Genomic DNA, 20939 nt, shown 5'->3' on the forward strand with positions numbered 1-20939 from the left:
CGCAAGGATTCCGGCCGCCGGGCGGTCTTCCTACGGTCGCGGAATCGAAACGTTCGCGAAACACGACAGGAGGCGCTCGCCGTGACGGTAATAGCGTTGCGGAACGCGACCAAGCGTTTCCCCGGCACGGGTGGCCGACCGCACACCGCCGTCCGGGATCTGACCTTCGAGGTGGCGGCCGGCGAGTTCGTCGCCGTGGTCGGCCCCACCGGCTGCGGAAAATCGACGACGCTGTCGCTGGTTTCCGGACTGGAACCGCCGTCCAGCGGCGAGGTCGAAGTGGACGGTACGCCGGTCCGCGGCATCCCGGACGGCGTCGGCTACATGTTCCAGTCCGACGCCGTGCTCCCCTGGCGCTCGGTGCTCGACAACGTCGCCGCCGGCCCGCGCTACCGCGGCCTCGCCAAGGCCGAGGCGCGGCAGAAGGCCACGGTCTGGGTCGAGCGGGTCGGGCTGGCGAAGTTCGCCGGCTACTACCCGCATCAGCTCTCCGGCGGCATGCGCAAGCGGGTCGCGCTGGCACAGACCCTGGTCAACGAGCCCCGGATCATGCTGATGGACGAGCCGTTCAGCGCGCTGGACGTGCAGACCCGGCAGCTCATGCAGGACGAGCTGCTGCGGTTGTGGCAGGGCACCGGCGCGGCGGTCGTCTTCGTCACCCACGACCTCGAGGAGGCGATCGCGCTCGCCGACCGGGTGGTGGTGATGACCTCGAGCCCGGCCACGGTCAAGGCGATCTTCGACGTGCCGCTTCGTCGGCCGCGCGACGTCGAGGAGATCCGGATGACGCCCGAGTTCACCGCCGCGTACCGCGAGATCTGGGCCTGCCTGCGCGATGAGGTGGCCCGCGCCCGTGAGGAGGCGAGCCGTGCAGGCTGAGATGACTGTCGCGCCCGAACAGGTCCGGGAGATCACCGGAACACGGACCCATCGGCGTACGAGATTGTGGTCGGTCCGGTTTGGTCTGGTGGTTGTCTGGCTTGCCAGCTGGCAGTACGCGGCCACCCACTGGATCGATCCGTTCTTCTATTCGAAGCCGTCGGCCATCGGGGGGCGGCTGGTCGACTGGTTCACGACCGGCACCGCGTTCGGATCGATCTGGAAGCAGCTGGCCGTCACCCTCGAGGAGGCGGTGCTCGGTTTCCTGATCGGCGCGGTGGCCGGCGTCGTGCTCGGCATCCTGCTCGGCCGGGCACGGTTCGCGGCCGAGGTGGCCGCGCCGTTCATCAAGGCCGCCAACGCGGTACCCCGGATCGTGCTGGCCTCGCTGTTCATCATCTGGTTCGGGCTGGGACTGACCTCGAAGGTGGCCACCGCGGTGGTGCTGGTCTTCTTCGCGGTGTTCTTCAACGCCTTCCAGGGCGCCCGCGAGGTCGACCGGAACCTCGTCAACAACGCCCGCATCCTGGGCGCGTCCCGCACCCAGGTGCTCACCTCGATCGTCGTGCCCAGCGCCACCAGCTGGATCTTCGCGTCGCTGCACGCCGCGTTCGGCTTCGCATTGATCGGCGCGGTCGTCGGCGAGTACGCCGGCGCGGACAAGGGGATGGGGCTCCTCATCGCCAACGCCCAGGGCACGTTCGACGCGGCCGGGATCTACGCCGGAATGATCATCATCACGGTCGTCGCGTTGCTCGCCGAATGGCTGCTCACGCTGCTGGAGAACCGGCTCCTCCGGTGGCGCCCACCCGCACAGACATCGGGAGATAACTATGCGTAAATTCCTCGCTGTTTCCGCCGCTCTCGCCGTTCTTGTCGCCGGGTGTCGTGGCACCGGCCCCGACGCCTCCGCGGCCTCCGACGGTCCGATCAAGATCATGGTCGGCGGCATCGACAAGGTGATCTACCTCCCCGCGAAGCTGACCGAGCAACTCGGCGGCTTCCAGGCGGAGGGCCTGAACGTGCAGCTGCTGACCGAGCCGTCCGGTGCGACCGCGGAAAATGTGCTGATCGCCGGCGACGTGCAGGGGGTGGTCGGCTTCTACGACCACACCATCGACCTGCAGACCAAGGGCAAATGCATCACGAGCGTGGTCCAGCTGGCCGACGTCCCCGGCGAGGTGGAGATCGTCGCGGCGGGCAAGGCGTCGTCGATCAAGGCACCGGCCGACTTCAAGGGCAGGAAGATGGGCGTGACCAGCCCCGGCTCGTCCACCGACTTCCTCACCCAGTACCTCGCCACCAAGGGCGGGCTGACCAGCGCCGACTACACCACGGTCAAGGCCGGCGCCGGGCAGACGTTCATCGCCGCGATCGACAACGGCGGGATCGACGCCGGGATGACCACGGACCCGACCGCGGCCAAGCTGGTCAGCACCGGAAAGGGCAAGGTCCTGCTCGACATGCGGACCGAGCAGGGCGCGAAGCAGGCGCTCGGCGGGCTGTATCCGGCGAGCTCGCTCTACATGGACTGCGCCTGGGTGCAGAGCCATCCGGAGCAGGTGCAGAAGCTGGCCAACGCGTTCGTCAAGACGCTGCGCTGGATCAAGGGACACAGCGCCGAGGAGATCGCCGCCAAGATGCCCGCCGATTATGCGGCCGGCGATCCTCAGCTGTACGCCAAGGCCGTGCACGACAGCATCGGCATGTTCAACGGCGACGGCCTCATGAAGGAGGACGGCGCGAAGAACGTTCTCGAGGTGCTCAGCCAGTTCTCCCCCAACGTCAAGGGCAAGAAGGACCAGGTCGACCTGAGCAAGACGTACACCACGCAGTTCACGGCGAAGGTGGCCGGCTAGGCGGTGTCGGCACTCAGCACGTCGGCCACCGGCCGGCGTGCGCCGATGCCCGCCGGTATCGCCGTGCAGACCACCACCGCCAGCACCACCCCCACCAGAACCGCGGCCAGTCCGGCCGGGGAGGGCATCGTGAGCGAGGTCCGGGTCACCAGGCGGTAGACGATCAGGCCGGCCGGCGCTCCGACCAGCGCGCCGAGCCCGGCCGGCACGACCTGTGCCGCCGACAGTCCGCCCGCCACCTGGCTCGGGGTGGCCCCGAACGCGCGGGCCACCGCCGAGGTGTGCCGGGCATCGGCAACCGTCGCCGAGGTCAGGAACACGATGTTGACCGCGGCCAGCACCAGAAGCATCACCGTGATCGTGGCGGTGACCTGGGTGAGCCGCTCGGTGCGCAGGTTGTGCAGGCCACCGGTGTCGCGGCCGGCGACGGTGGCGCTGGTCAGGATCGCGACCAGGCCCGTGACCGTGACCGCGGTGCTGAGCACCGACAGCACCGCGCGGCCCGGCCGGCGGCCGATGAGACGCAGCCCGAGCAACAGCGGGACCGGCAGCCCGGCGGACAGCGCGATCAGCCGGCCGTCGCGGCGGGGCGTCCGGGCGGGCGCCTCGAGCGCGGTGATGGTGGCGGAACGGGCCGACCGCAGCGCCGGCAGCAGCGTGGCGGCGAGCGCCACGAGCAGGGCGGCGGTGAACACCACCGCGACGGTGGCGCCGGTCAGCGAGACCGGGCCGGGCGAGCCCAGCAACCCGGCGCCGGGACCGGTGAACCGGCCGGCCAGAACGCGGCCCAGGCCAAGGCCGGCCCCCGCCGCGAGCAGGGCCAGCGCGACATGCTCGACGAGCAGCACCAGGGCGATGAGGGCGGGGGTGCCCCCGACCGCCTTGAGCAGGCCGACCCGCCGGGTCTGCTCCAGCGTGCGGCGGCCGGCCAGCACGGCCAGTCCGGCCACCGCGAGCAGGGCGAGCAGCACAGCGCCGACCTGCAACGCGGCCTGGGCCGAGCGGGTCACCCCGGCGTCGGCGTCGCGGATCTGTTGCCAGCTCAGCACGAACGGCCCGCTCGCACCGGGGCCGGGCAGTGTGCCGTGAGCCGCGGCGAAGGCGGGGGCCGAGGACGGGTCGGACAGCCGCAGGTCGATCAGATAGACCACGGCGGGGGTGGTGCGATCGTGCACCTTCGCCAGATCGGCCGGGGTCAGCCAGACCAGGCCGAGGTCGAACGCGTGCGGACCGGGTGCGACCCCGGCGAAGCACAACAGGTGGCACAGGCTGCTCGGATACGCCGGAAGGGCCGCGCTCACGGCCGTACCCCCGACCCGGAACGACTGGCCGCCCAGTGAGACCTGATCGCCGACCCGCGCACCGATGGCGTCGGCGAAGGCGCGCTCGAGCACCACCGAGCCGGCGCCGATCCAGCTGCCCGAGGTCAGCAGCGGCCGATCGACCGGATCGCCGTCCGGCGCCCGGCCCAGCGCCTGCACGGTTGCGGTACGCCCGGCCATCGACAACGTGGTGTGTGCCAGCGGCATCGGTGCACCGTGGGCGGTCACGCCGGGCAGGCGCGTGACCGCGTCGACATCGGCGGTCGTGGGCGGTGCGCCGCCCTCGCTCAGGAAGCCCGCCACGGCATCGGGTCCGGCGGTTTGCGAACGCGTCTGCTCGTAGGGGTGGTCGGTCACTCCGTGCAGGGCCAGCCCGATCGCGAGAGTCGTGGTGGCCGCGGCCATCACCAGCAACGCGAGGATCGCCTCGACCGGGCGGCGGCGCAGATCGCGCCAGGCGAGCCGGAGCACGAGCAGGGATCGGCCCATCACCCACTCGCCCCGAGCCTTCCGGGTACGCAGCACCACTTCGCTCATGATCGCCCGCCTCCACCGATAACCGTTAGCTACCAGATAACCGTTAGCGGTACCGCTCCGTCAATCAGGGTGATCCCTGAGACCCTCACCGGGAGAGAGCCTGTCCAGCAGCAGACCGACCGCGGGCACGATGATCAGGACGAACAGCCAGGCGCCGAGAACGTCCGTCGGCCAGTGCACCGCGAGCGCGACCCGGCTCAGGCCGACCGCGAAGGCCCAGGACCCGGCGACGGCGTACAGCAGAATGCGGCTCCATCGACGGCGCAACAGCGGCCGGCAGACCACGACCAGGATCAGGGCCGCCGCGGCGGACGCGGCACTGTGGCCGGACGGGAACGAGTAGCTCGCGACCGGGGCCAGTCGGTCGGTCGGCCGCGGCCGGGCGATGAGTGTCACCACGGCCAACCGGATCGCGACCGTCGCGATCATGGCGACGGCCACGAAGAACGCTTCCCGCCACCGCCTGAACGCCAGCAGGACGGCGCAGCCCAGCGCGGCGAGCGGGCCGAGGATCCGCGTGCTCCCGGTGGCCGTGATCGCCGACATCACGGCCCGGCCGAGCGGGTGGGCCAGCGTCGCGGAGCGCGTGGCTCGGCTCACTCGGCTGTCAAAATCCACCAGCGGGTCGAAGCGGACGAGAACCAGCACGACAAGCAGGACGAACGCCACCGCCGAGGAGCCGACAAGCCACCACCAGGACACCCGGCGCTCGGCGCTCACCACCATCGGCCGAGCCTAGCTCCTACAGCCTGTAGGAGCTGAGGCCGGCTGAGAATTCGCTGAACCGGCGGTGTAAGGATCCGGGCGCGTGAACAGCCTGGTCATTCCGTCGAAGGTCCTGGTCGTCGGTGACGACCAGGGTGTCGGCTGCGCGCACGGTTAGACGCCCACCTGCGGCGGCGCGGCGAGACCGGTCCGCCGGAGCTGCGCGCCGACCGCGGTGCCGCCGTGCTGCTGGCGACGCGTCACGAGCGCGTCGCCGCGACCTGCGACCGGATCCTTCGGATGGAGGCCGGCGAGGTGGACGGAGGCTAGGGTGGGGCATGGCCTCAGGACGATCTGTTGTCATCAACGGTGATCTCGGCAGCGGCAAGACCACCGTCTCCGTCCTGCTGGCCCGGCGCCTCGGCGTCCGGCGCATCAGCATCGGCGACCTCTATCGGGAAATGGCCGCGCAGCGCGGACTGAGCGCCCTCCAGCTGAACCTCCATGCCGAGCTCGACGGCAAGATCGACGCCTACATCGACCAGATCCAGTGCGAGATCGCGGCGTCCGGTGAGCGGCTCGTCGTCGACAGCCGGCTGGCCTGGCATTTCTTCACCGATGCGCGGAAGGTGCATCTCATCACCGAGCCGACCGTCGCGGCGTGGCGGGTGCTCGGGCGGCCGACCGAGGTGGAGAACTACGCGACGCTCGAAGAGGCTCGCACCCAGCTGGCGTACCGCGCCGAGAGCGAGCGCATCCGGTTCCTCACCACATACGGCGCCGACAAGACGCGCCTGCGCAACTACGACATCATTTGCGACAGCACTCGGGCCACGCCCGAGGAGATCGTCGAGGCGATCCTCGTATCGCTCGACGACGACAACCTGGCCTGCTATCTCGACCCGCTCCGCATTCACCCGGGCGGCGACGACGCCGGACCGCTCGAGGTCGGCTACGCCGCGCCCGATTTCACCGCGATCCGTGGCGGGGCCCGACTGGCCGCCGCCGTCCGGTCCGGTCAGACGCTGGTCCGAGCCGAGCTGACAAAGGCCGAGCTGGCAGAGGCCGAGCTGGCAGAGGCCGAGGCGAAGGCCAGAGCATCCGCCACGTGATCCAGCGCCTTCCGGAAATCGTCCGCGCCCAGGTGGCCGAAGCCCGCCCGCACGACCCGATCCTCCGAGCCGAACCACGCCCCCGGCGCCACCCGCGTCTCGAGCGAGGCGAGCCGCCGATGGAAGGCCGCCACATCGACCGAGGCGGGCAGGCGCAGGCAGCACATCGGCCCACCGTCCGGCACGACGATCTCGACCCGCTGCTTCTCGGCCCAGCGCACCAGCTCGGCCAGCGCACCCTCCAGGAATGAGGCCCGCGCGGCGAGGATCTCCCCGCTCCGCCCGAGCACCCGCGCCGCCAGGAACTCGTCGACCCGCGAGCACGAGATCGTGGTCTGGAACTTCGCCTCCCGCAGCCGGTCGTAGAGCGCCGGGTCCGTCGTGGTCAGCCAGCCCAGCCGCAGCCCGGGCGCGCCGTGCGCCTTCGAGACCGACGAGCAGGTGATCACGCTGGGAGCGAGGGTCGCGATCGAGGGTGGCTTCGCCATTTTCCCGTACGTCGATTCGCGGTACGTCTCGTCCACAAGCACCACGGCGCCGGGGGCTCGGTCGTGCACCGCGTCGACCAGCGCCCGCAGCTCCCCGTCGGTGAACCGCACCCCCGACGGGTTCTGCGGCGACGCGAGCGACACCAGCCGCGTCTCCGGCCGGAGCGCCGCCGTGACCCGCTCGATCGGCAGCCGGTACCCCTCGTCGAACGACAGCGGCACCGTATCGATCCGGGCCCCGAGCCCCGCCGGAACCGTACGCGCCGGCGGGAAGCACGGCGTGAGCAGCAGCACCCGGTCCCCCGGCCCGCAGACGGCTTGGGCCAGCAGGAACATCGCCTCGATCGCACCCACGGTGACCAGCACCTGACCCGGCTCGACCCCGGTGCTCCCGGCGATCAGCTCGCGTAGTCCCGCGTCGCCGCGCACGGTCCCGTAGCCGAGCGGAACATCGGCCAGCTCGGCCGGATCGGCCAGCTCTCCCATCCGTACGGGAAGGCAGGTGCTCTCCGCGAGATCGAAGCGGACATTGGTGTCGACGAGAACGGTCATGTCGCTGGGTTCGAAGACGGCCATGGCCTCATCGTGGGCCGGTGGGCGGAGGCGCGGCAGGGCCAATGCCGCTAGATTGGTTTGCCGATGGAGCCAATCGGGATCGTCGAACGCCTGGGCCGCTGGTCGTCGGGCCGCGGCGCGCTGTACCTGCTGCTGGCCGCCCGGATCCGCACGCTGATCGACGACGGCGAGCTTCCCGCCGGTGCGGCCCTGCCGCCGGACCGCGCGCTGGCCTCCGCGCTGGCCGTGGGCCGCAGCACGGTCGTCGCGGCCTACGACCTGCTGGCCGCCGAGGGCCGCATCGTCCGCCGTCAGGGCAGCGGCACGCGCGTGGCCGGTCCGCACAATGCCGCCGCGCGCCCGACGACCGAGGCCCCCGGCTTCCTCCACCTGCTGGAACCGCGCGACGGCGTCATCATGCTGGCCTGCGCCGCGCCAGACGCTCCCCCGCCCGAGCTCACCGACGCGTACGCCCGGATCGTGCCCGACCTGGCCCGGCTCTCCGGAGACATCGGCTACCACCCGATGGGCGACCTCGGCCTGCGCCGCGCCCTCGCCGACCGTTACGCCGCGCGCGGCCTGCCCACCGATCCGAGCCAGATCCTCGTCACCACCGGTGGCCAGCAGGCGCTCACCCTCCTGGCCCGGGCGCTCATCCGCCCCGGCGACCGCGTCCTGGTCCAGACGCCGACGTACTTCGGCGCCCTCGAGGCCTTCCGCGAGGAGGCGGCGGTGCTTCGCACGCTGCCGGTCGGGCTGAGCGATTTCGCTTCCGCTTTGACGACAGTCAGACCCGTTTGCGCGTACGCGATAAGCACCTTCCACAACCCCACCGGCGCCGTCCTGCCGGAGCCGGAACGCCGTCGTCTCGTGGCGGCGGCCGCCGCTGCCTCGGTCCCGTTGATCGACGACGAGGCGCTGGCCGACCTCGGCTTCCCCGGGGAGACCGCGCCACCCCCGCTCGCCGCGTACGACGACGAGGTGATCACGATCGGGTCGCTGAGCAAGGTCGTCTGGGGCGGCCTCCGGGTGGGATGGGTGCGCGCACCCGAGCCCTTCATCGCCCGGCTGGCCCGCATGCGTACGGTCGCCGATCTGGGGGGAAACGTCCCCGCGCAACTCGCCGCGGCCGCCCTGCTCCCCCACCTGGATCGCGCCCTCGCGCGCTCGGCCGTCCAACGGCGCGCCCAGCACGACCACGTCCGGGCCGAGCTGGCCCACCATCTGCCGTCGTGGGAGGCCCCGGCCGTCCCCGGCGGCCAGACTCTGTGGGTCCGCCTGCCGCACGGCGACGGCCGCTCGTTCGCCCAGCAGGCCCTGCGCCACGGCGTGGCCGTGCTGCCCGGCTCTGGCCTCGACGCCGACGGCGGCAGCACCGACCACCTGCGACTGCATTTCCTCGCCGAGCCCGCGGTGCTGACCGAGGCCGTGCGCCGCTTGGCCGCGGCCTGGCACGACTACCACCCCGCGCCCGGCCGAGACGCGTTCCCGCCGGTCATGGCCATCTGAAGCGGGTGACGACGCCCGCCGTAATCGCCACTACAGTCCGAGGTACGGGACGGCTCGGAGAAGGTGGGCTGCGATGACCAAGGGTGCGCAAATCGAGCGACTGCCGAAGAAGGCCTACGAGGCGGAGTTGTTCCGGCTTCAGGGCGAACTCGTCAAGCTCCAGGAATGGGTGAAGGTCGAGGGCGCCCGGGTCGCCGTCGTTTTCGAGGGACGGGACGCGGCCGGCAAGGGCAGCACCATCAAACGGGTCACCGAGTATCTCAATCCCCGCATCGCGCGTATCGCCGCGCTGCCCGCGCCGACCGAGCGGGAGCGCGGGCAATGGTATTTCCAGCGCTATGTCGAGCATTTCCCGGCGGCCGGCGAGATCGTGCTGTTCGACCGGAGCTGGTACAACCGGGCCGGCGTCGAACGGGTAATGGGCTTCTGCACCAAGCAGGAGTACATGCGCTTCCTGCACCAATGCCCAATCTTCGAGCGCCTCCTGACCGAGGACGGGATTCTGCTTCGCAAATACTGGTTCTCGGTGAGCGATCACGAGCAGGAGGAGCGGTTCCGTTCCCGGCTGGACGATCCCATGCGACGCTGGAAGCTTTCTCCCATGGACCTCGAATCGATCAGTCGGTGGGAGGACTACTCGCGCGCCAAGGACGAGATGTTCATGCACACCGACATTCCCGAGGCGCCGTGGTACGTCGTCGAGAGCGAGGACAAACGGCGGGCGCGCATCAACATGATCGCCCACCTGATCTCCACGATTCGCTACCACGAGGTGCAGCGCGTGCCCTTGTCGCTGCCGCCCCGGCCACCGTCGAGCGGCTATCAGCGGACTCCGCGCGAGATGCAGACGTTCGTGCCGGATCACGCCGATTCGGTGGCGGCAGGCGCCCCGGCCAAGTCACGCAAGCGACAAGCCAAAGCGGACCGCGCATAAGGCCGCGCACTCCAGCGCGATGTCCGAATCCCGCCAGCTTTCGTCCCGGCCGGACGGCAGAGTTGAGGGCGGAACGGAACCGATCGCGACGGAGGCGACGATGACTGCCTGGACGACCATCTCGAGCCCGCTGGGCGACCTGCAGCTGGTGGGCGACGGAATCACTCTGACCTCGCTGTCCATGCCCGGACAGCGGAACGCCCCGGCCGTCCGGCCCGACTGGCGCCGGGACGCGGGGCCGTTCGCCGAGGTCATACGCCAGCTCGAGGCGTATTTCGCGGGCGAGCTCACCCGGTTCGACATCCCGTTCACCGACAGCGGCACGGCGTTCCAGCAGCGTGTCTGGCGGGAGCTGGACGAGATCCCGTACGGCGTCACCACCACGTACGGCGCCCTTGCCGAGCGGCTCGGCCTGCCGCGCGACCGGATCCAGGCCCTGGGCGCGGCGATCGGCGCGAACCCGCTGCTGCTGGTGCGCCCGTGCCACCGCGTCATCGGGGCCGACGGGTCGATGCGCGGGTACGCGGGCGGCGTCGAGCGCAAGATACGGCTCCTCACCCACGAGGGCGCCCTGCAGCCGGCTCTCCTCTGAGGCCGCGTCATGAATTCCCTATTCGCCGACCGGGGCGCGCTGACGGACGACCTCAACGCGTACGGCAGCGCGCTCACCGGCCCGATCCTCACTGCCGCCGAGTGCCGCGAGCTCACCGCCCTCTACGACGACTCCGCCCGCTTCCGCACCACCGTGGACATGGCCCGTCACCGGTTCGGCTCCGGCCAGTACCGCTACTTCACCCACGAGCTGCCCGACCCGGTGCGGGAGCTGCGGAGCGCGTTCTATCCCCTCCTCCTGCCGATCGCGCGGGACTGGGCGGCCAAGCTCGGCAAGCCCGCGCCCTGGCCCGACAACTTGGACGAGTGGCTTCGCATGTGTCATGAGGCCGGGCAGTCCAAGTCCGCGCAGATCCTGCTGCGGTACGGCCCGGGCGACTGGAACGCCCTGCACCGCGACGTGTTCGGCGAGATGCTCTTCCCGCTTCAGGTCGTCGTCGGGCTCGACGCGCCCGGCGTGGACTACACCGGCGGCGAGTTCGTGATGACCGAGCAACGGCCGCGCGCGCAGTCCCGCGGTTTCGCCACCACCCTGCCCCAGGGGCACGGTCTGGTCTTCACCACCCGGGACCGGCCGGTCGCGACGCATCGAGGCTGGTCGAACGGTCCGATGCGGCACGGCGTGAGCACCGTCCGCTCCGGACGGCGGCACACGCTCGGCCTCGTGTTTCACGATGCCTCTTGACGACTCACGTTGTTAACGTTCACAGTGACACCGTTCGACCGTTGGCGGCATCGATGCCGGCGCATGGGTGACGCCCGAGTCAAGGGACGGTGACATGAGACATCCCTCGATCTCGCGCCCGGCGCGGGGCAGGATCTTCGCAGCGAGTATCGCGATCGTTCTCAGTCTGTTCGGCACGGCGACCGCGGCGCGGGCGGGCGGTCCGGCCACGCCGCCCGCGACGCAGCGCCCGTGCGACATCTACGCCACGGGTGGGACCCCCTGCGTCGCGGCACACAGCACCACCCGCGCGCTCTACGCGTCGTACAACGGTCCCTTGTATCAGGTCCGGCGGCAGTCGGACGACGCCGTCCGGAACATCGGGCTCCTGCAACGCGGCGGGTACGCCGACGCCGCCGCGCAGGACCGGTTCTGCGCCGGCACGACGTGCCTCATCACGACGCTGTACGACCAGTCCCCGATGCACAACGACCTCACCCAGGCGCCCCGCGGCGGGTTCAGCGGTCCGGCCATGGGCGGCTTCAACAACCTCCCGATCGCGGACATGGCTCCGATCACCGTCGGCGGGCACCAGGCGTACGGAATCTTCATCGAGCCGGGCATGGGCCTGCGGGACAACGACACCCACGGCATCGCGGTCGACGACGAGCCGGAGGGCATGTACTGGGTCGTCAACGGCAAGCACTACAACGGCGGCTGCTGCTACGACTACGGCAACGCCGAGACCGACAGCCGCGACGACGGCAACGGCACCATGGAGACCAGCTACTTCGGGACCGCGAGCGCCTGGTACCACGGCAACCCGCCCGGCCCGTGGATCATGACGGACCAGGAGAACAACCTGGTCGGCTGCGTCAACCCGGGCAGCACGTCGAAGCTCTGCGCCGACCTGCCCAGCGTGACCTCCCGGTTCGTGACCGCGGTCGCCAAGGGCGAGCCGCACCACTGGGCCAGCCTCGGCGGCGACGCGCAGCAGGGCGCCCTGACCACGATGTTCGACGGGCCGCGCGTCGACGCGAGCTACGACCCGATGCGCAAGCAGGGCGCGATCGTCCTCGGCAACGGCGGCGACAACAGCGTCGGGTCGCAGGGCACGTTCTACGAGGGCGTGATGACGTCCGGGTATCCGACCGACGCCGTCGACCAGCAGGTGCAGGCCGACATCGTGGCGGCCCGGTACGCCGAGCGGCCGCTCACCCTGACGCCGGCGGGCGGCCTCCGGACGTTCGCGCCCGGGGAAAGCCAGGACGTCTCCTCGACGTACACGAACACGTCTCTTGTGAGTGTGACCAATGTCGAGCTGAGCCTCTCCGTGCCGCGAGGGTGGACCGCCCGGGCGAAGGGCGCGTCGAGGTTCCCGTCGGTCGCGGCCGGCCAGAGTGTGAGCACGACGTTCACCGTCACCTCGGCCCGGACGGCCTTCAACGGCGACATCACGGGTCAGGCGTCCTGGCGCGAGCCGGCCGGCGGGGCGAGGCATGTCGCGACGGCGATCGGGAAGGTGCGCAACACCAGCCCGGTCAAGATCAATGAGTTCCGCGTCGGGACGAGCGGAAACCCGACCAACTCCTACATAGAGCTTTACAACACCGGCGCCCGTACGGTGGATGTCTCGGGCTGGACCCTGACCGAGCACCCGACCCAGCAGGCGGTCTCCTCGACGGTGCGGATCCCGGCCGGCACGAGGATCGCGGCCCACGGCCGGTACCTCCTCGGCCTGTCCACCTCCGGGCTCGCGGCCCCCGCCAATGCGGGCGACACCATTCTCAACCTCAGCAACACGACCGGCCTGAACGTCGGCGATCCGATCGTCATCGACACCGGCGGCCGGGCCGAGTCCGCGACGATCGCCGACATCCCCGCCGGCGGCGCCTCCGGGCCGCGAGCAACCGGGCGCCTCGGGAACGCCGTCAAGCTCAACGGCGCCGACGAGTACGTCAGCCTGCCCACCGGAATCGTCAGCGGGCTGTCCGACTACACGGTCTCGGCCTGGGTCAACCCGGCCTCCGACGACACCTGGGCCCGCGTCTTCGACTTCGGCAGCGGCACCGCGGTGAACATGTTCCTGACCGTGAACGGCGGCGGCAACGGACTTCGCTTCGGCATCACCACGAACGGGAACGGTGCGGAACAGGACCTCACCGGTGGCGGTCACCTGCCACTGAACACCTGGTCACACGTGGCGGTGACGCTCTCCGGCACCACCGGCACGCTTTATCTCAACGGTGCGGCCGTGGCGACCAGCGCCAACATGACGCTGACGCCGGCCGCGCTCGGCGCCACCACGCAGAACTGGATCGGCCGCTCGCAGTACCCCGACCCGTATCTCAACGGCACGGTCGACGACGTCAACATCTACGACCATGCGCTGTCCGCCGCCGAGCTGGCGGCCCTGGCCGGTGGTCAGCCCGGCGCCGGGAACGTCGCCGACTACAAATTCGACGAGACCACCGGCCGTACGGCGACCGACTCCTCCGGCAACGGGCGCACCGCGACGATCGTCAGCCCCGGGTCGGCGGCGAGCGCGAGCACGCCGCTGTGGCAGCCCGTTCCCGACGGCCCGGTGATCACGATTCCCGCCCACTCGACGACGGTGCCGGTCACCAGCACGGCCGGCTTCAAGGTCGGCCAGAAGATGGCCATCGGCTACGGCGACCGGCTCGAGACGGCCACCGTCACCGCGATCGGCAAGCCCGGCACCCAGGCCCGGTTGTCGGCGGCGGCGTCCGCGGGCGCCACGACCATCAAGGTCACCTCCACCACGAACATCTCGGCCGGCGACACGATCACGCTGGACATCGGCTCGCGGAAGGAGAGCATCACCGTCTCCGCGGTCGGCACCGCCGGCGCGGGCGGCACCGGTCTCACCCTGTCCGGCCCGCTGACGTTCGCGCACTCGTCCAACCTGCCGTTCAGCGATCGCGGCACCGGGATCACCTTCACGCCGGCCACCCGCTTCGCACACTCCAGCAACGAACCGGTGCAGGCGCTGGGAAGCGGAATCGTGCTGGCTCGGCCGCTCGCGCACGGCCACGCGATCAACGTGCCGGTGCGGGACTCCGCCGTGACGACGGCGGGATACCAAGGGGCGACCAGTCCGAACCAGTGGTTCGGCGGACCCGCCCTGTCCACCGGCGCCGGCAGCATGACGCTGCGGGACGACCGAGGGCTGGTCGCCGACAGTCTCAACTACGGGCTGCTCGTCGACCCGTGGGCCGCCGAGGGTTACCAGGGCGGCACCGGCTCCGGCTGCACGGTGGCCACCCCGGCCCTGGCCAGTGGTGAGGGAAAGAGCGCGAGCCGGTTCCCCGACGGCAACGACACCGACAGCAACTGCACCGACTTCCTCACCGTCGGCGCCACACCCGGCGCGGCGAACACCGTCGTTCTCGACCCGGGCCCGCGGGTGTCGCTGCAGGCCACCGTCGCCGGCGATTTCATCAAACACAACGACGCCGACGACCTGGTCGTGACCGCACCGGTCACGGCGAGCAGCTCGGCGACCGACAAGCAGGACGCCACGTTCGTGGAGACGGCCGGCCTGGCCGACGCCGCCTGCGTGTCCTTCGAGTCGATCAACAGGCCCGGCAGCTATCTCCGGCACCAGAACTTCCAGCTGCACCTGCAACCCAACGACGGCAGCTCGCTGTACGCCCAGGACGCGACGTTCTGCGCCCAGGCGGGCAACAGCGGTCAGGGCACGTCGTTCCAGTCGGTGAACTTCCCGGGCCGGTTCATCCGCGCCTTCGAGGGCGCCGTATATCTGGCCAGCAACGGCGGATCCAACCCCTGGGATGCGCCGACGTCGTGGGCGGACCAGTCGAGCTGGCTGGTCGCCGCGCCCTGGCAGCCGTAACCGCTTCCTCTCCTGGCGCTGGCAGCCCGGCGCCAGGAGAGGACTCACGCCGTCCGGTCAGGCCGTCGCGTTCCCCTGCTGGAGGATGCGGACCGCGTTGCCGGACGGGTCCCGCAGGCCCATGTCGGTGCCGTAGAAGTGGTCGGTGGGCTCCTGGGTGAAGTCGGTGAATCCGCGCGCCTTGAGGGACTCGTACAGCCCCCGGACGTCGTCCGTGATGAGGACGAGGCCGTTCAGCGCTCCCTTCGCGATCAGTTCGCGGAGCTGGTCGGCCGTCGCCTCGTCGTGCAGCGGCGCGCCCGGCTGCTCCAGGGAGATCTCGGTGCCGCCCTCGCCCGGGACGCGGACGGTCAGCCAGCGGTAGGAGCCCTGCGTGACGTCGTTGCCCTTCTCGAGCCCGAGCATGCCGACGTAGAAATCCAGTGCCTCGTCCTTGTCGAGGACGTAAATCGACGTGACGCTCAGCTTCGTGATCATCTCGCGCTCTCCTTCACAACGGGTGTACGTCGTCAGGCTAGGGACACGGCCTCGACGGCTGCTTCTCCAAAACTGCTCGATCGCGCCGACGCCTCCCGCGGCCGGGTGTTCGCCATCTGGACGCACCCGGGCACGATCACCGGCCCATGTCCACGGCGGTAGCCCGACGGCGACTCCCCGACGATCTCCCGGAACGTACGGCTGAAGGTTCCGAGGCTGTTGAAGCCGACGTCGGTGCAGATGTCGGTGATGCTGCGGCCGGTTTCCCGCAGCAGGAACATCGACCGCTCGATCCGGCGCCGCTGCAGGTACCGATGCGGCGTCTCGCCGAACAGCGCCCGGAAACACCGGCTGAAGTGGGCAGGCGACAGGTGAGCCACGGCCGCGATCGCCGCGACGTCGAGCGGTTCGGCGTACGCCCGGTCGATCGCGTCGCGAGCGCGCAGCAGACGCCGATTGAACTCCTCGACCTCTCGGCTCACCGTCGTTTCCTTCCCAGGGCAGCTAGAAGAGCCGTCCCCGGTACGGATGCGCACGGCCCCACTTCTCTTCCCACCGCGCCAGGTTCGCCTGCCACTCGGGCAGGTCCGGGCGATACTCGCGCACGCCGACACGCTCCGGCTGCCCGACGAGGAAACCCCAGTACTCCTCGATCGCCGCGCGGGCCACGTCCGCCGGGAACTCGCCTTCTGCGCCCGGTACCCACAAATTGCGTATCCGCAGCGCTTCCGGGGTGAACGACACCTCGTAGTTCTCGCTGCTCCAGTCCTCGAACGGCTCTTCGCCACGAGCCACGTCGTCGGCCATCGCCAAGGCATCCAGGACAACAAGAAAAAATGTTCCAAGATCTGTGACTATCCACTCGGCGAGCAGATCATACCGCTCATCGGCGACCTGATAGTCGGGGCGATGGAACTCGGGATCCATCCGGAAGCTGATGACACTCACCATGCGCCTCTCGGTATCTCACGGACTCGGCCAGCCGTGCGTAAAACCGCCGGACTGATCGTAGAAACCCTCGATGGTCACGCCATTGTAGGTACCGATCCATTTGTTCCCGTGGAGCGGCCTTGAATTCTTGAAGGCCCCGGACACCGCGTTGTCCACCTGCGCTGCCGTCCAGTGATCCGGAAAGAATGTGCTGACCCCGCCGTTACCGGCCTTGGACTTCCAGGCGCCCGCCGGCGGATTCAGGGTCGGATCGAAGAACTCGGGCTCAGCCTCGTACACGCCGTTCGGGTGAGTGAACCTCGTGCCAGGCCTGATGCGACGCCCGGGGAAATCCTGCCCGCCGGGCCGGTAGTGATAACCGGAGCCCGTGGGCTGACCGGGCCGCACGTGCCCGCCGCCGATGGTGTGGGTCGTGAAGTGCGGATTCATCCGGTCCGCGCGCGTGCGCTTCTTCGTTTTGCGGAGAAACCTCAGCGCGGCCCGCATGAGCTGGCCCGAGGCTTTTCCCTTGGCCATCCTCGGTCACCCGTCCATCAGCTGCATGACGGCCTCCTGCACGAGGTTCCCGACTATCGTGCGCGTCAGCTGCTGGAAGACCGGGATCTCGGCCAGGCTCGCGCCGAACGTGGGCGCCGCGGTCGCCACCGCCTGCACGATCTCCGCCGCGAGGATGGCGAGCTGCGCGATGACGGCGACCTTCAGGGCGAGCACGATCGCGCCGCAGATCATCAGGCCGGTGCCGGTCAGCACCGCCGCGTTCGCGCCGTCGGAAAGCGTCTGGGCGGGGCTGTCCTCCCCGGCCCACCAACTCTGGAATGCGGTGATCGCCTCACCGCTGTGCTCGGACCAGACCGTCGAGGCGGTCGAGTGCGCGTCCGAGACGATCGCGTTCAGCCGGCCGGAGAACGCGATCCAGGACTGGCCCATCTGAATCAGCTGTGTCTCGTCCGCCTCCGGCCACGTGTAGCCGAGGATGTCCAGCAGCGATCTGAGCTCGCCGGGGATCTCCAGTCCCACGCCTCAGCCCTCCAACTCCCCGAGCAATCTCCCGAACCGGCGGCCGACGCCCTCGTCCACGTCCGCGTACGTCATGCCGATGTCCACCACGTCGGCCCCGGCCGCGGCGATCTCGTCCAGCGCGTCCTGATAGCACTCGAACGCGTACGACGACACCTCGTCGTGCGCGGCCCCGATCAACGAACCGATGTCGTCGGCTCCCCACGGCGCGCCGAATCCGGCCAGTTCCGCCCGCAGCGCCGCCAACTCGGCTTCCAGCCGCGCGGAGACCTCTTGCAGGGCGGACCCGGATGACGAGAGCCGCTCCGGATCGACGCTGAAACCCGTCATTGGCCGCCGGCCCGTCGTACGAGCTGCTCCTGCGCGTCGGCCATGGACGCGACGAACGCCGCGAACTGCCGCTCCGCGCTGAACTGGATCTCCTTCAGCCGGCCGGTCAGCTCGGTCAGGTCGGCCGTTCCCGCGTGCGCCACGGCCCGGTTCTGGAGGTCGGCGAGCGCGTGGTTGACGGCCGACTCGATCTCTCGCGCCAACTCCTCGCGCGTCAGCCGCATCACTTGGGGGTCCAGCCGCAGCCCTTCGACTCTCCCCGGCATCACCGCCCGCACGCTGATTCGACCGTCGGCTCCCTCCCCCGTACCCGTCGGAGGCTCTTGATCCTCGGGATTGCCGGGCTGCGCCTGTGAACGACCGAGCGCGGACACCACCTCGGCCAATGTGCCACTCAGGCCGGACGGATCGATCGGGCCGGTCATAGCCATCCCCCTCGCGCCGGCTGTCTCGCCTTGCCGCGACGGTATCGAAGCCTGTCCACATCTCCGGTGCGGTTCGGGCACACGCAGCGGCCGCGCGCCCGGTTGAGCACGCGGCCGCACCTGCGGTCCGGTCAGGTCGCCAGGAACGATCTGATCTGGGTGAGCGTGCCGGTGTCGGTCAGGTAGCCGATGTGGGTCTGGCACGCCACGTAGTTGTTGGTGGCGCCGCTCAGCACGGTGCTGGTGTAGGGGATGATGATGCCGTCACACGGGGAGTACCACGTTCCGTAACGGGTGCTGCCCGGGGTTTCGTCGCCGGCACTCAGCGTGTTGATGAACGACGAGCCGGGATACATCTGCTGGCAGGTGACGTAGATCAGGCAGGCGCCCGCGTACGTGGTGCCGTGGTTGGCGCCGGCGATCGAGGCCAGGTGCCGGACGTACTGGGCGCCGCCCAGCTGCTTGAGGTACCACAGGCTGACCAGGCCGCCCATCGAGTGGTTGACGATGTCGACCTGCGCCGCGCCCGTGCGCGACCGGACCTGGCTGACGTAACTGGCCAGGCCCTGGGCGTTGGTGATGTTGTTCCCGTACGAGTTGTACTCGTACGCGAACAGCTGACTGCTCGAATAGCCACCGGCCCGGAACACCGACATCGCGGTGGTCCAGTTCGACGCGCTGCCGGTGTACCCGTGCACGAAAATCACCGGCGTGCCGGGCGCGGCCGCCGCGGGCAGCGCCGGGCTCAGCGCGAGCGCGGCCACCAGGGCCACAATGAGGATGACGAGACGACGCATGAGACCTCCAAGGCGTTCGGGGTCTCTGCATCCTCAGTGCAATAACTAGAACCACGCATCGGCAAAATCGCCAGCCGTCTATCTTTGCGGAGGTGACCATGGATCGTGACCTGTCACGCAGGCTTGGGCGGGCACTCGGCGAGCATCCGGTCTCGCCGGCGGAACGCCGGATCGTGATCGCCGCGGCCGAGGGTGCGGAAACGTGGGACTCCCTTCCGGACGACATCAAGACGCTCGTCAGGGACATCGAAGCGCGAACCTTCCCGCTCGGCCTGCTGTAGTCGCGCAGGCCAATGTCTAGAGGGCGATGAGCGCGATCAGGAAGAGGGCGAACGCGGCCCAAGTCGTCGCTAGCTGGAGCCAGTTGATGGTGAAGTAGCGCTGGCGGCCCGCTTCCCAGTCCGCGGGCATCGCGTCGGGGTTCCAGGACAGGATCACGTGGTACTGCGGTGTCTTCCACACGTTGGAGACGATGAGGATGCCGACGATCACGATGCCCAGGGCGATCGCGGTGAGCACGAACGACGGGGAGCCTGGATCGTCCCAGAGAAGCACGAGGGCGACGATTGCCGCGATGGTCGTCCCGCCCGACCAGGCCAAGTTGTACGCCTTGCCCAGGCCGTTGTCGGCGTACCGGAGGAACGTCTCCATGAAGGTCCGGAACTCGCGGCCGTCCATCGCCGCCTGCATCGGACGCAGGATCGTGCACAGTCCTCCCAGGAAGCCGGCCGCGAGCCCCGAGAGGAAGGCAGACGCCGCGAGCGCCCATTCCTCGGCCGTCATGCGAACCCCCTTACCTCTGTCGATGGTTGCGTCCCAGCCTGAGCGACGAACCGCTCGATGACCATCCGACGATCAGCCCGGGCGGACCTTGACGGAGCGGTAAGGTCGCCGGCGTGGATCTGGAAGACACCGCCGCTCGGCTCGGGGTCCCCGTGGAGGACGTCGAGCGCGTGCACCAGCTCGCCGGCGACCGGCCGTCGGCTCCGCTGCCGGACAAGGCCGACGCGCCCGCGATTCTCGATCGGCTCGCCGTGCGGCCGGACGACGCCGCCGAGATCATGGCCGGCTGGCCCGACCCGGGCTCTCCGCTGTGGACTCCGGAGCTGAGCTGGCTGCTCGACCGCTCGATCGCGCTGGTCCGCGCCGATCTCGGGGGCCACATCTGGCTGTCGCCCGGCCCCGAGCTGCCGCGCGACCGCGGGCCCGCGTGGCGCCATCTCTACGTGTACGCCTACCTGGCCCTGGTCGACGTCGTCCGGGCGTACCACCGTGATCATGGAATTTCCGACGCCGTGTCGTGGGTGACCCTCGCGGACCTGGGCCGCAACCTCGCGGTCGACCGGCGGATGAATCGCGAGGGCTGGCCGGTCATGCAGAGCTGGCTGACGCTGCACGCGCGCGGCGGCCTCTACGAGCTCGGCCGGCTGCAGCACCAGCGTGGCGGCACCGCCATCGACCTGCACATCCCCGACTCGGGACCGCTGACCCCGGAAGCGGTCACGGCGTCGCTCGACGAGGCCCGCGCGTTCTTCCCGCGCCACTTCCCCGACGAGCCCTACACGGCGTTCTCCTGCGGCTCCTGGCTGCTCGACCCGCAACTGCGGGAGTACCTGCCGGAGGACTCCAACATCATCCGCTTTCAGCGGAGATTCGAGCTCGAGCCGTACGAGGAACCGGAAGGGCTGGACGCCGACGTCGAGGTGCTGCGGTTCGTGTTCCGCAGTCTGACCACGCCGCTCGACCAGCTGCCGCTCGGGACGGTGCTCCAGCGCGCGGTCGTGGAGCACCTGAAGTCCGGCCGCCATTGGAGCTGGCGCCGGGGCCGCTTCCCCCTCTGACGGCCCTCATGTCCGGGCAAGGCGTGCCGATACAAGCCATCACCTGTG

The 20939-nt window shown here is 70.0% G+C and carries 23 protein-coding genes; 11 read left to right on the top strand and 12 right to left on the bottom strand.

The window, feature by feature from the left end; genetic code table 11:
- Positions 1-81: 81 nt before the first annotated feature.
- The 3 genes from A3CQ_RS0136635 to A3CQ_RS0136645 all read left to right on the top strand — a co-directional run bounded on the left by A3CQ_RS0136635 (position 82) and on the right by A3CQ_RS0136645 (position 2738).
- Positions 82-879, top strand: coding sequence for an ABC transporter ATP-binding protein (locus A3CQ_RS0136635; RefSeq protein ID WP_040433715.1), 798 nt, complete (start codon positions 82-84; stop codon positions 877-879).
- An 88-nt stretch (positions 880-967) separates the two neighbouring features.
- Entirely contained in the window at positions 968-1720 is a 753-nt protein-coding gene (locus A3CQ_RS0136640; RefSeq protein ID WP_020515934.1) for an ABC transporter permease, read from the top strand.
- Positions 1713-2738 (top strand): ABC transporter substrate-binding protein, encoded by a 1026-nt coding sequence (locus tag A3CQ_RS0136645; protein ID WP_020515935.1) that lies wholly within the window; start codon positions 1713-1715, stop codon positions 2736-2738. Before A3CQ_RS0136640 ends, A3CQ_RS0136645 begins: the two co-directional genes overlap by 8 nt.
- On the opposite strand, the gene A3CQ_RS0136650 is transcribed toward A3CQ_RS0136645, so the two are convergent.
- A complete protein-coding gene (locus A3CQ_RS0136650) occupies positions 2735-4597 on the bottom strand; it encodes an FtsX-like permease family protein (RefSeq protein ID WP_020515936.1) in 1863 nt (620 codons plus the stop codon). The genes A3CQ_RS0136645 and A3CQ_RS0136650 overlap by 4 nt on opposite strands.
- Before the next feature lie 60 nt (positions 4598-4657).
- Positions 4658-5323, bottom strand: a complete 666-nt coding sequence (locus tag A3CQ_RS58075; RefSeq protein WP_051115461.1) for a phosphatase PAP2 family protein — start codon at positions 5321-5323, stop codon at positions 4658-4660.
- Between the two features lie 317 nt (positions 5324-5640).
- Here A3CQ_RS58075 and A3CQ_RS0136665 point away from each other — a divergent pair, with 317 nt between their 5' ends.
- Positions 5641-6414, top strand: coding sequence for an AAA family ATPase (locus A3CQ_RS0136665; RefSeq protein WP_026206617.1), 774 nt, complete (start codon positions 5641-5643; stop codon positions 6412-6414).
- On the opposite strand, the gene A3CQ_RS0136670 is transcribed toward A3CQ_RS0136665, so the two are convergent.
- Positions 6321-7478: a pyridoxal phosphate-dependent aminotransferase gene (locus A3CQ_RS0136670; protein WP_020515940.1), complete on the bottom strand. Its 1158-nt coding sequence runs from the start codon at positions 7476-7478 to the stop codon at positions 6321-6323. The genes A3CQ_RS0136665 and A3CQ_RS0136670 overlap by 94 nt on opposite strands.
- Positions 7479-7541: 63 nt before the next feature.
- Here A3CQ_RS0136670 and A3CQ_RS0136675 point away from each other — a divergent pair, with 63 nt between their 5' ends.
- The 5 genes from A3CQ_RS0136675 (at position 7542) to A3CQ_RS55380 (ending at position 15053) form a co-directional block, all read left to right on the top strand.
- Positions 7542-8966 carry an aminotransferase-like domain-containing protein gene (locus tag A3CQ_RS0136675; protein WP_020515941.1) on the top strand — a complete coding sequence of 475 codons (1425 nt, stop codon included), beginning with the start codon at positions 7542-7544 and terminating at the stop codon, positions 8964-8966.
- 73 nt (positions 8967-9039) lie between these two features.
- Complete coding sequence (gene ppk2 / locus A3CQ_RS55375) at positions 9040-9900, top strand: polyphosphate kinase 2 (protein ID WP_020515942.1); 861 nt, start codon at positions 9040-9042, stop codon at positions 9898-9900.
- 100 nt (positions 9901-10000) lie between these two features.
- Complete coding sequence (locus A3CQ_RS0136685) at positions 10001-10492, top strand: methylated-DNA--[protein]-cysteine S-methyltransferase (protein WP_020515943.1); 492 nt, start codon at positions 10001-10003, stop codon at positions 10490-10492.
- A gap of 9 nt (positions 10493-10501) precedes the next feature.
- The gene (locus A3CQ_RS0136690; protein ID WP_020515944.1) at positions 10502-11197 is read left to right on the top strand and encodes a 2OG-Fe(II) oxygenase; all 696 of its coding nucleotides are present in this window, start codon (positions 10502-10504) and stop codon (positions 11195-11197) included.
- Positions 11198-11291: 94 nt separating this feature from the next.
- The gene (locus A3CQ_RS55380; RefSeq protein WP_020515945.1) at positions 11292-15053 is read left to right on the top strand and encodes an arabinofuranosidase catalytic domain-containing protein; all 3762 of its coding nucleotides are present in this window, start codon (positions 11292-11294) and stop codon (positions 15051-15053) included.
- Positions 15054-15110: 57 nt separating this feature from the next.
- Here the strand turns inward: A3CQ_RS55380 and A3CQ_RS0136700 are convergent, their stop codons facing one another.
- The 8 genes from A3CQ_RS0136700 to A3CQ_RS0136735 all read right to left on the bottom strand — a co-directional run bounded on the left by A3CQ_RS0136700 (position 15111) and on the right by A3CQ_RS0136735 (position 19050).
- Positions 15111-15530: a VOC family protein gene (locus A3CQ_RS0136700; protein ID WP_020515946.1), complete on the bottom strand. Its 420-nt coding sequence runs from the start codon at positions 15528-15530 to the stop codon at positions 15111-15113.
- 32 nt (positions 15531-15562) lie between these two features.
- Entirely contained in the window at positions 15563-16012 is a 450-nt protein-coding gene (locus A3CQ_RS0136705) for a helix-turn-helix domain-containing protein (protein ID WP_020515947.1), read from the bottom strand.
- Between the two features lie 22 nt (positions 16013-16034).
- A complete protein-coding gene (locus tag A3CQ_RS0136710; RefSeq protein ID WP_020515948.1) occupies positions 16035-16481 on the bottom strand; it encodes a hypothetical protein in 447 nt (148 codons plus the stop codon).
- 15 nt (positions 16482-16496) lie between these two features.
- Positions 16497-16997 (bottom strand): EndoU domain-containing protein, encoded by a 501-nt coding sequence (locus A3CQ_RS0136715; protein WP_020515949.1) that lies wholly within the window; start codon positions 16995-16997, stop codon positions 16497-16499.
- Positions 16998-17003: 6 nt separating this feature from the next.
- Positions 17004-17498, bottom strand: coding sequence for a WXG100-like domain-containing protein (locus tag A3CQ_RS0136720; protein WP_020515950.1), 495 nt, complete (start codon positions 17496-17498; stop codon positions 17004-17006).
- A 3-nt stretch (positions 17499-17501) separates the two neighbouring features.
- The gene (locus A3CQ_RS0136725) at positions 17502-17828 is read right to left on the bottom strand and encodes a WXG100 family type VII secretion target (protein WP_020515951.1); all 327 of its coding nucleotides are present in this window, start codon (positions 17826-17828) and stop codon (positions 17502-17504) included.
- Entirely contained in the window at positions 17825-18253 is a 429-nt protein-coding gene (locus A3CQ_RS61300; protein ID WP_026206620.1) for a YbaB/EbfC family nucleoid-associated protein, read from the bottom strand. The genes A3CQ_RS0136725 and A3CQ_RS61300 overlap by 4 nt, the downstream gene beginning before the upstream one ends.
- Before the next feature lie 131 nt (positions 18254-18384).
- On the bottom strand, positions 18385-19050 hold the full coding sequence (locus A3CQ_RS0136735; protein ID WP_020515953.1) for an esterase/lipase family protein: 666 nt from the start codon (positions 19048-19050) through the stop codon (positions 18385-18387).
- A gap of 98 nt (positions 19051-19148) precedes the next feature.
- Between A3CQ_RS0136735 and A3CQ_RS0136740 the strand changes: the two genes are divergently transcribed.
- Positions 19149-19331, top strand: a complete 183-nt coding sequence (locus tag A3CQ_RS0136740; RefSeq protein ID WP_020515954.1) for a hypothetical protein — start codon at positions 19149-19151, stop codon at positions 19329-19331.
- Positions 19332-19347: 16 nt separating this feature from the next.
- Here the strand turns inward: A3CQ_RS0136740 and A3CQ_RS0136745 are convergent, their stop codons facing one another.
- Positions 19348-19833, bottom strand: a complete 486-nt coding sequence (locus tag A3CQ_RS0136745) for a hypothetical protein (RefSeq protein WP_020515955.1) — start codon at positions 19831-19833, stop codon at positions 19348-19350.
- A gap of 113 nt (positions 19834-19946) precedes the next feature.
- Here A3CQ_RS0136745 and A3CQ_RS0136750 point away from each other — a divergent pair, with 113 nt between their 5' ends.
- The gene (locus A3CQ_RS0136750) at positions 19947-20891 is read left to right on the top strand and encodes an acyltransferase domain-containing protein (RefSeq protein ID WP_020515956.1); all 945 of its coding nucleotides are present in this window, start codon (positions 19947-19949) and stop codon (positions 20889-20891) included.
- Positions 20892-20939 lie beyond the last annotated feature (48 nt).

It is taken from the genome of Paractinoplanes globisporus DSM 43857 (assembly GCF_000379645.1).
Lineage (GTDB): Bacteria > Actinomycetota > Actinomycetes > Mycobacteriales > Micromonosporaceae > Actinoplanes > Actinoplanes globisporus.

Excerpts from the sequence above, each read along its gene's own strand:
- A3CQ_RS0136645 (WP_020515935.1), top strand. The coding sequence starts at position 1,713 with ATGCGTAAATTCCTCGCTGTTTCCGCCGCTCTCGCCGTTCTTGTCGCC.
- A3CQ_RS0136650 (WP_020515936.1), bottom strand. The coding sequence starts at position 4,597 with ATGAGCGAAGTGGTGCTGCGTACCCGGAAGGCTCGGGGCGAGTGGGTG.
- A3CQ_RS58075 (WP_051115461.1), bottom strand. The coding sequence starts at position 5,323 with ATGGTGGTGAGCGCCGAGCGCCGGGTGTCCTGGTGGTGGCTTGTCGGC.
- A3CQ_RS0136665 (WP_026206617.1), top strand. The coding sequence starts at position 5,641 with ATGGCCTCAGGACGATCTGTTGTCATCAACGGTGATCTCGGCAGCGGC.
- A3CQ_RS0136670 (WP_020515940.1), bottom strand. The coding sequence starts at position 7,478 with ATGGCCGTCTTCGAACCCAGCGACATGACCGTTCTCGTCGACACCAAT.
- A3CQ_RS0136675 (WP_020515941.1), top strand. The coding sequence starts at position 7,542 with ATGGAGCCAATCGGGATCGTCGAACGCCTGGGCCGCTGGTCGTCGGGC.
- ppk2 (WP_020515942.1), top strand. The coding sequence starts at position 9,040 with ATGACCAAGGGTGCGCAAATCGAGCGACTGCCGAAGAAGGCCTACGAG.
- A3CQ_RS0136685 (WP_020515943.1), top strand. The coding sequence starts at position 10,001 with ATGACTGCCTGGACGACCATCTCGAGCCCGCTGGGCGACCTGCAGCTG.
- A3CQ_RS0136690 (WP_020515944.1), top strand. The coding sequence starts at position 10,502 with ATGAATTCCCTATTCGCCGACCGGGGCGCGCTGACGGACGACCTCAAC.
- A3CQ_RS55380 (WP_020515945.1), top strand. The coding sequence starts at position 11,292 with ATGAGACATCCCTCGATCTCGCGCCCGGCGCGGGGCAGGATCTTCGCA.
- A3CQ_RS0136700 (WP_020515946.1), bottom strand. The coding sequence starts at position 15,530 with ATGATCACGAAGCTGAGCGTCACGTCGATTTACGTCCTCGACAAGGAC.
- A3CQ_RS0136710 (WP_020515948.1), bottom strand. The coding sequence starts at position 16,481 with ATGGTGAGTGTCATCAGCTTCCGGATGGATCCCGAGTTCCATCGCCCC.
- A3CQ_RS0136715 (WP_020515949.1), bottom strand. The coding sequence starts at position 16,997 with ATGGCCAAGGGAAAAGCCTCGGGCCAGCTCATGCGGGCCGCGCTGAGG.
- A3CQ_RS0136725 (WP_020515951.1), bottom strand. The coding sequence starts at position 17,828 with ATGACGGGTTTCAGCGTCGATCCGGAGCGGCTCTCGTCATCCGGGTCC.
- A3CQ_RS61300 (WP_026206620.1), bottom strand. The coding sequence starts at position 18,253 with ATGACCGGCCCGATCGATCCGTCCGGCCTGAGTGGCACATTGGCCGAG.
- A3CQ_RS0136735 (WP_020515953.1), bottom strand. The coding sequence starts at position 19,050 with ATGCGTCGTCTCGTCATCCTCATTGTGGCCCTGGTGGCCGCGCTCGCG.
- A3CQ_RS0136740 (WP_020515954.1), top strand. The coding sequence starts at position 19,149 with ATGGATCGTGACCTGTCACGCAGGCTTGGGCGGGCACTCGGCGAGCAT.
- A3CQ_RS0136745 (WP_020515955.1), bottom strand. The coding sequence starts at position 19,833 with ATGACGGCCGAGGAATGGGCGCTCGCGGCGTCTGCCTTCCTCTCGGGG.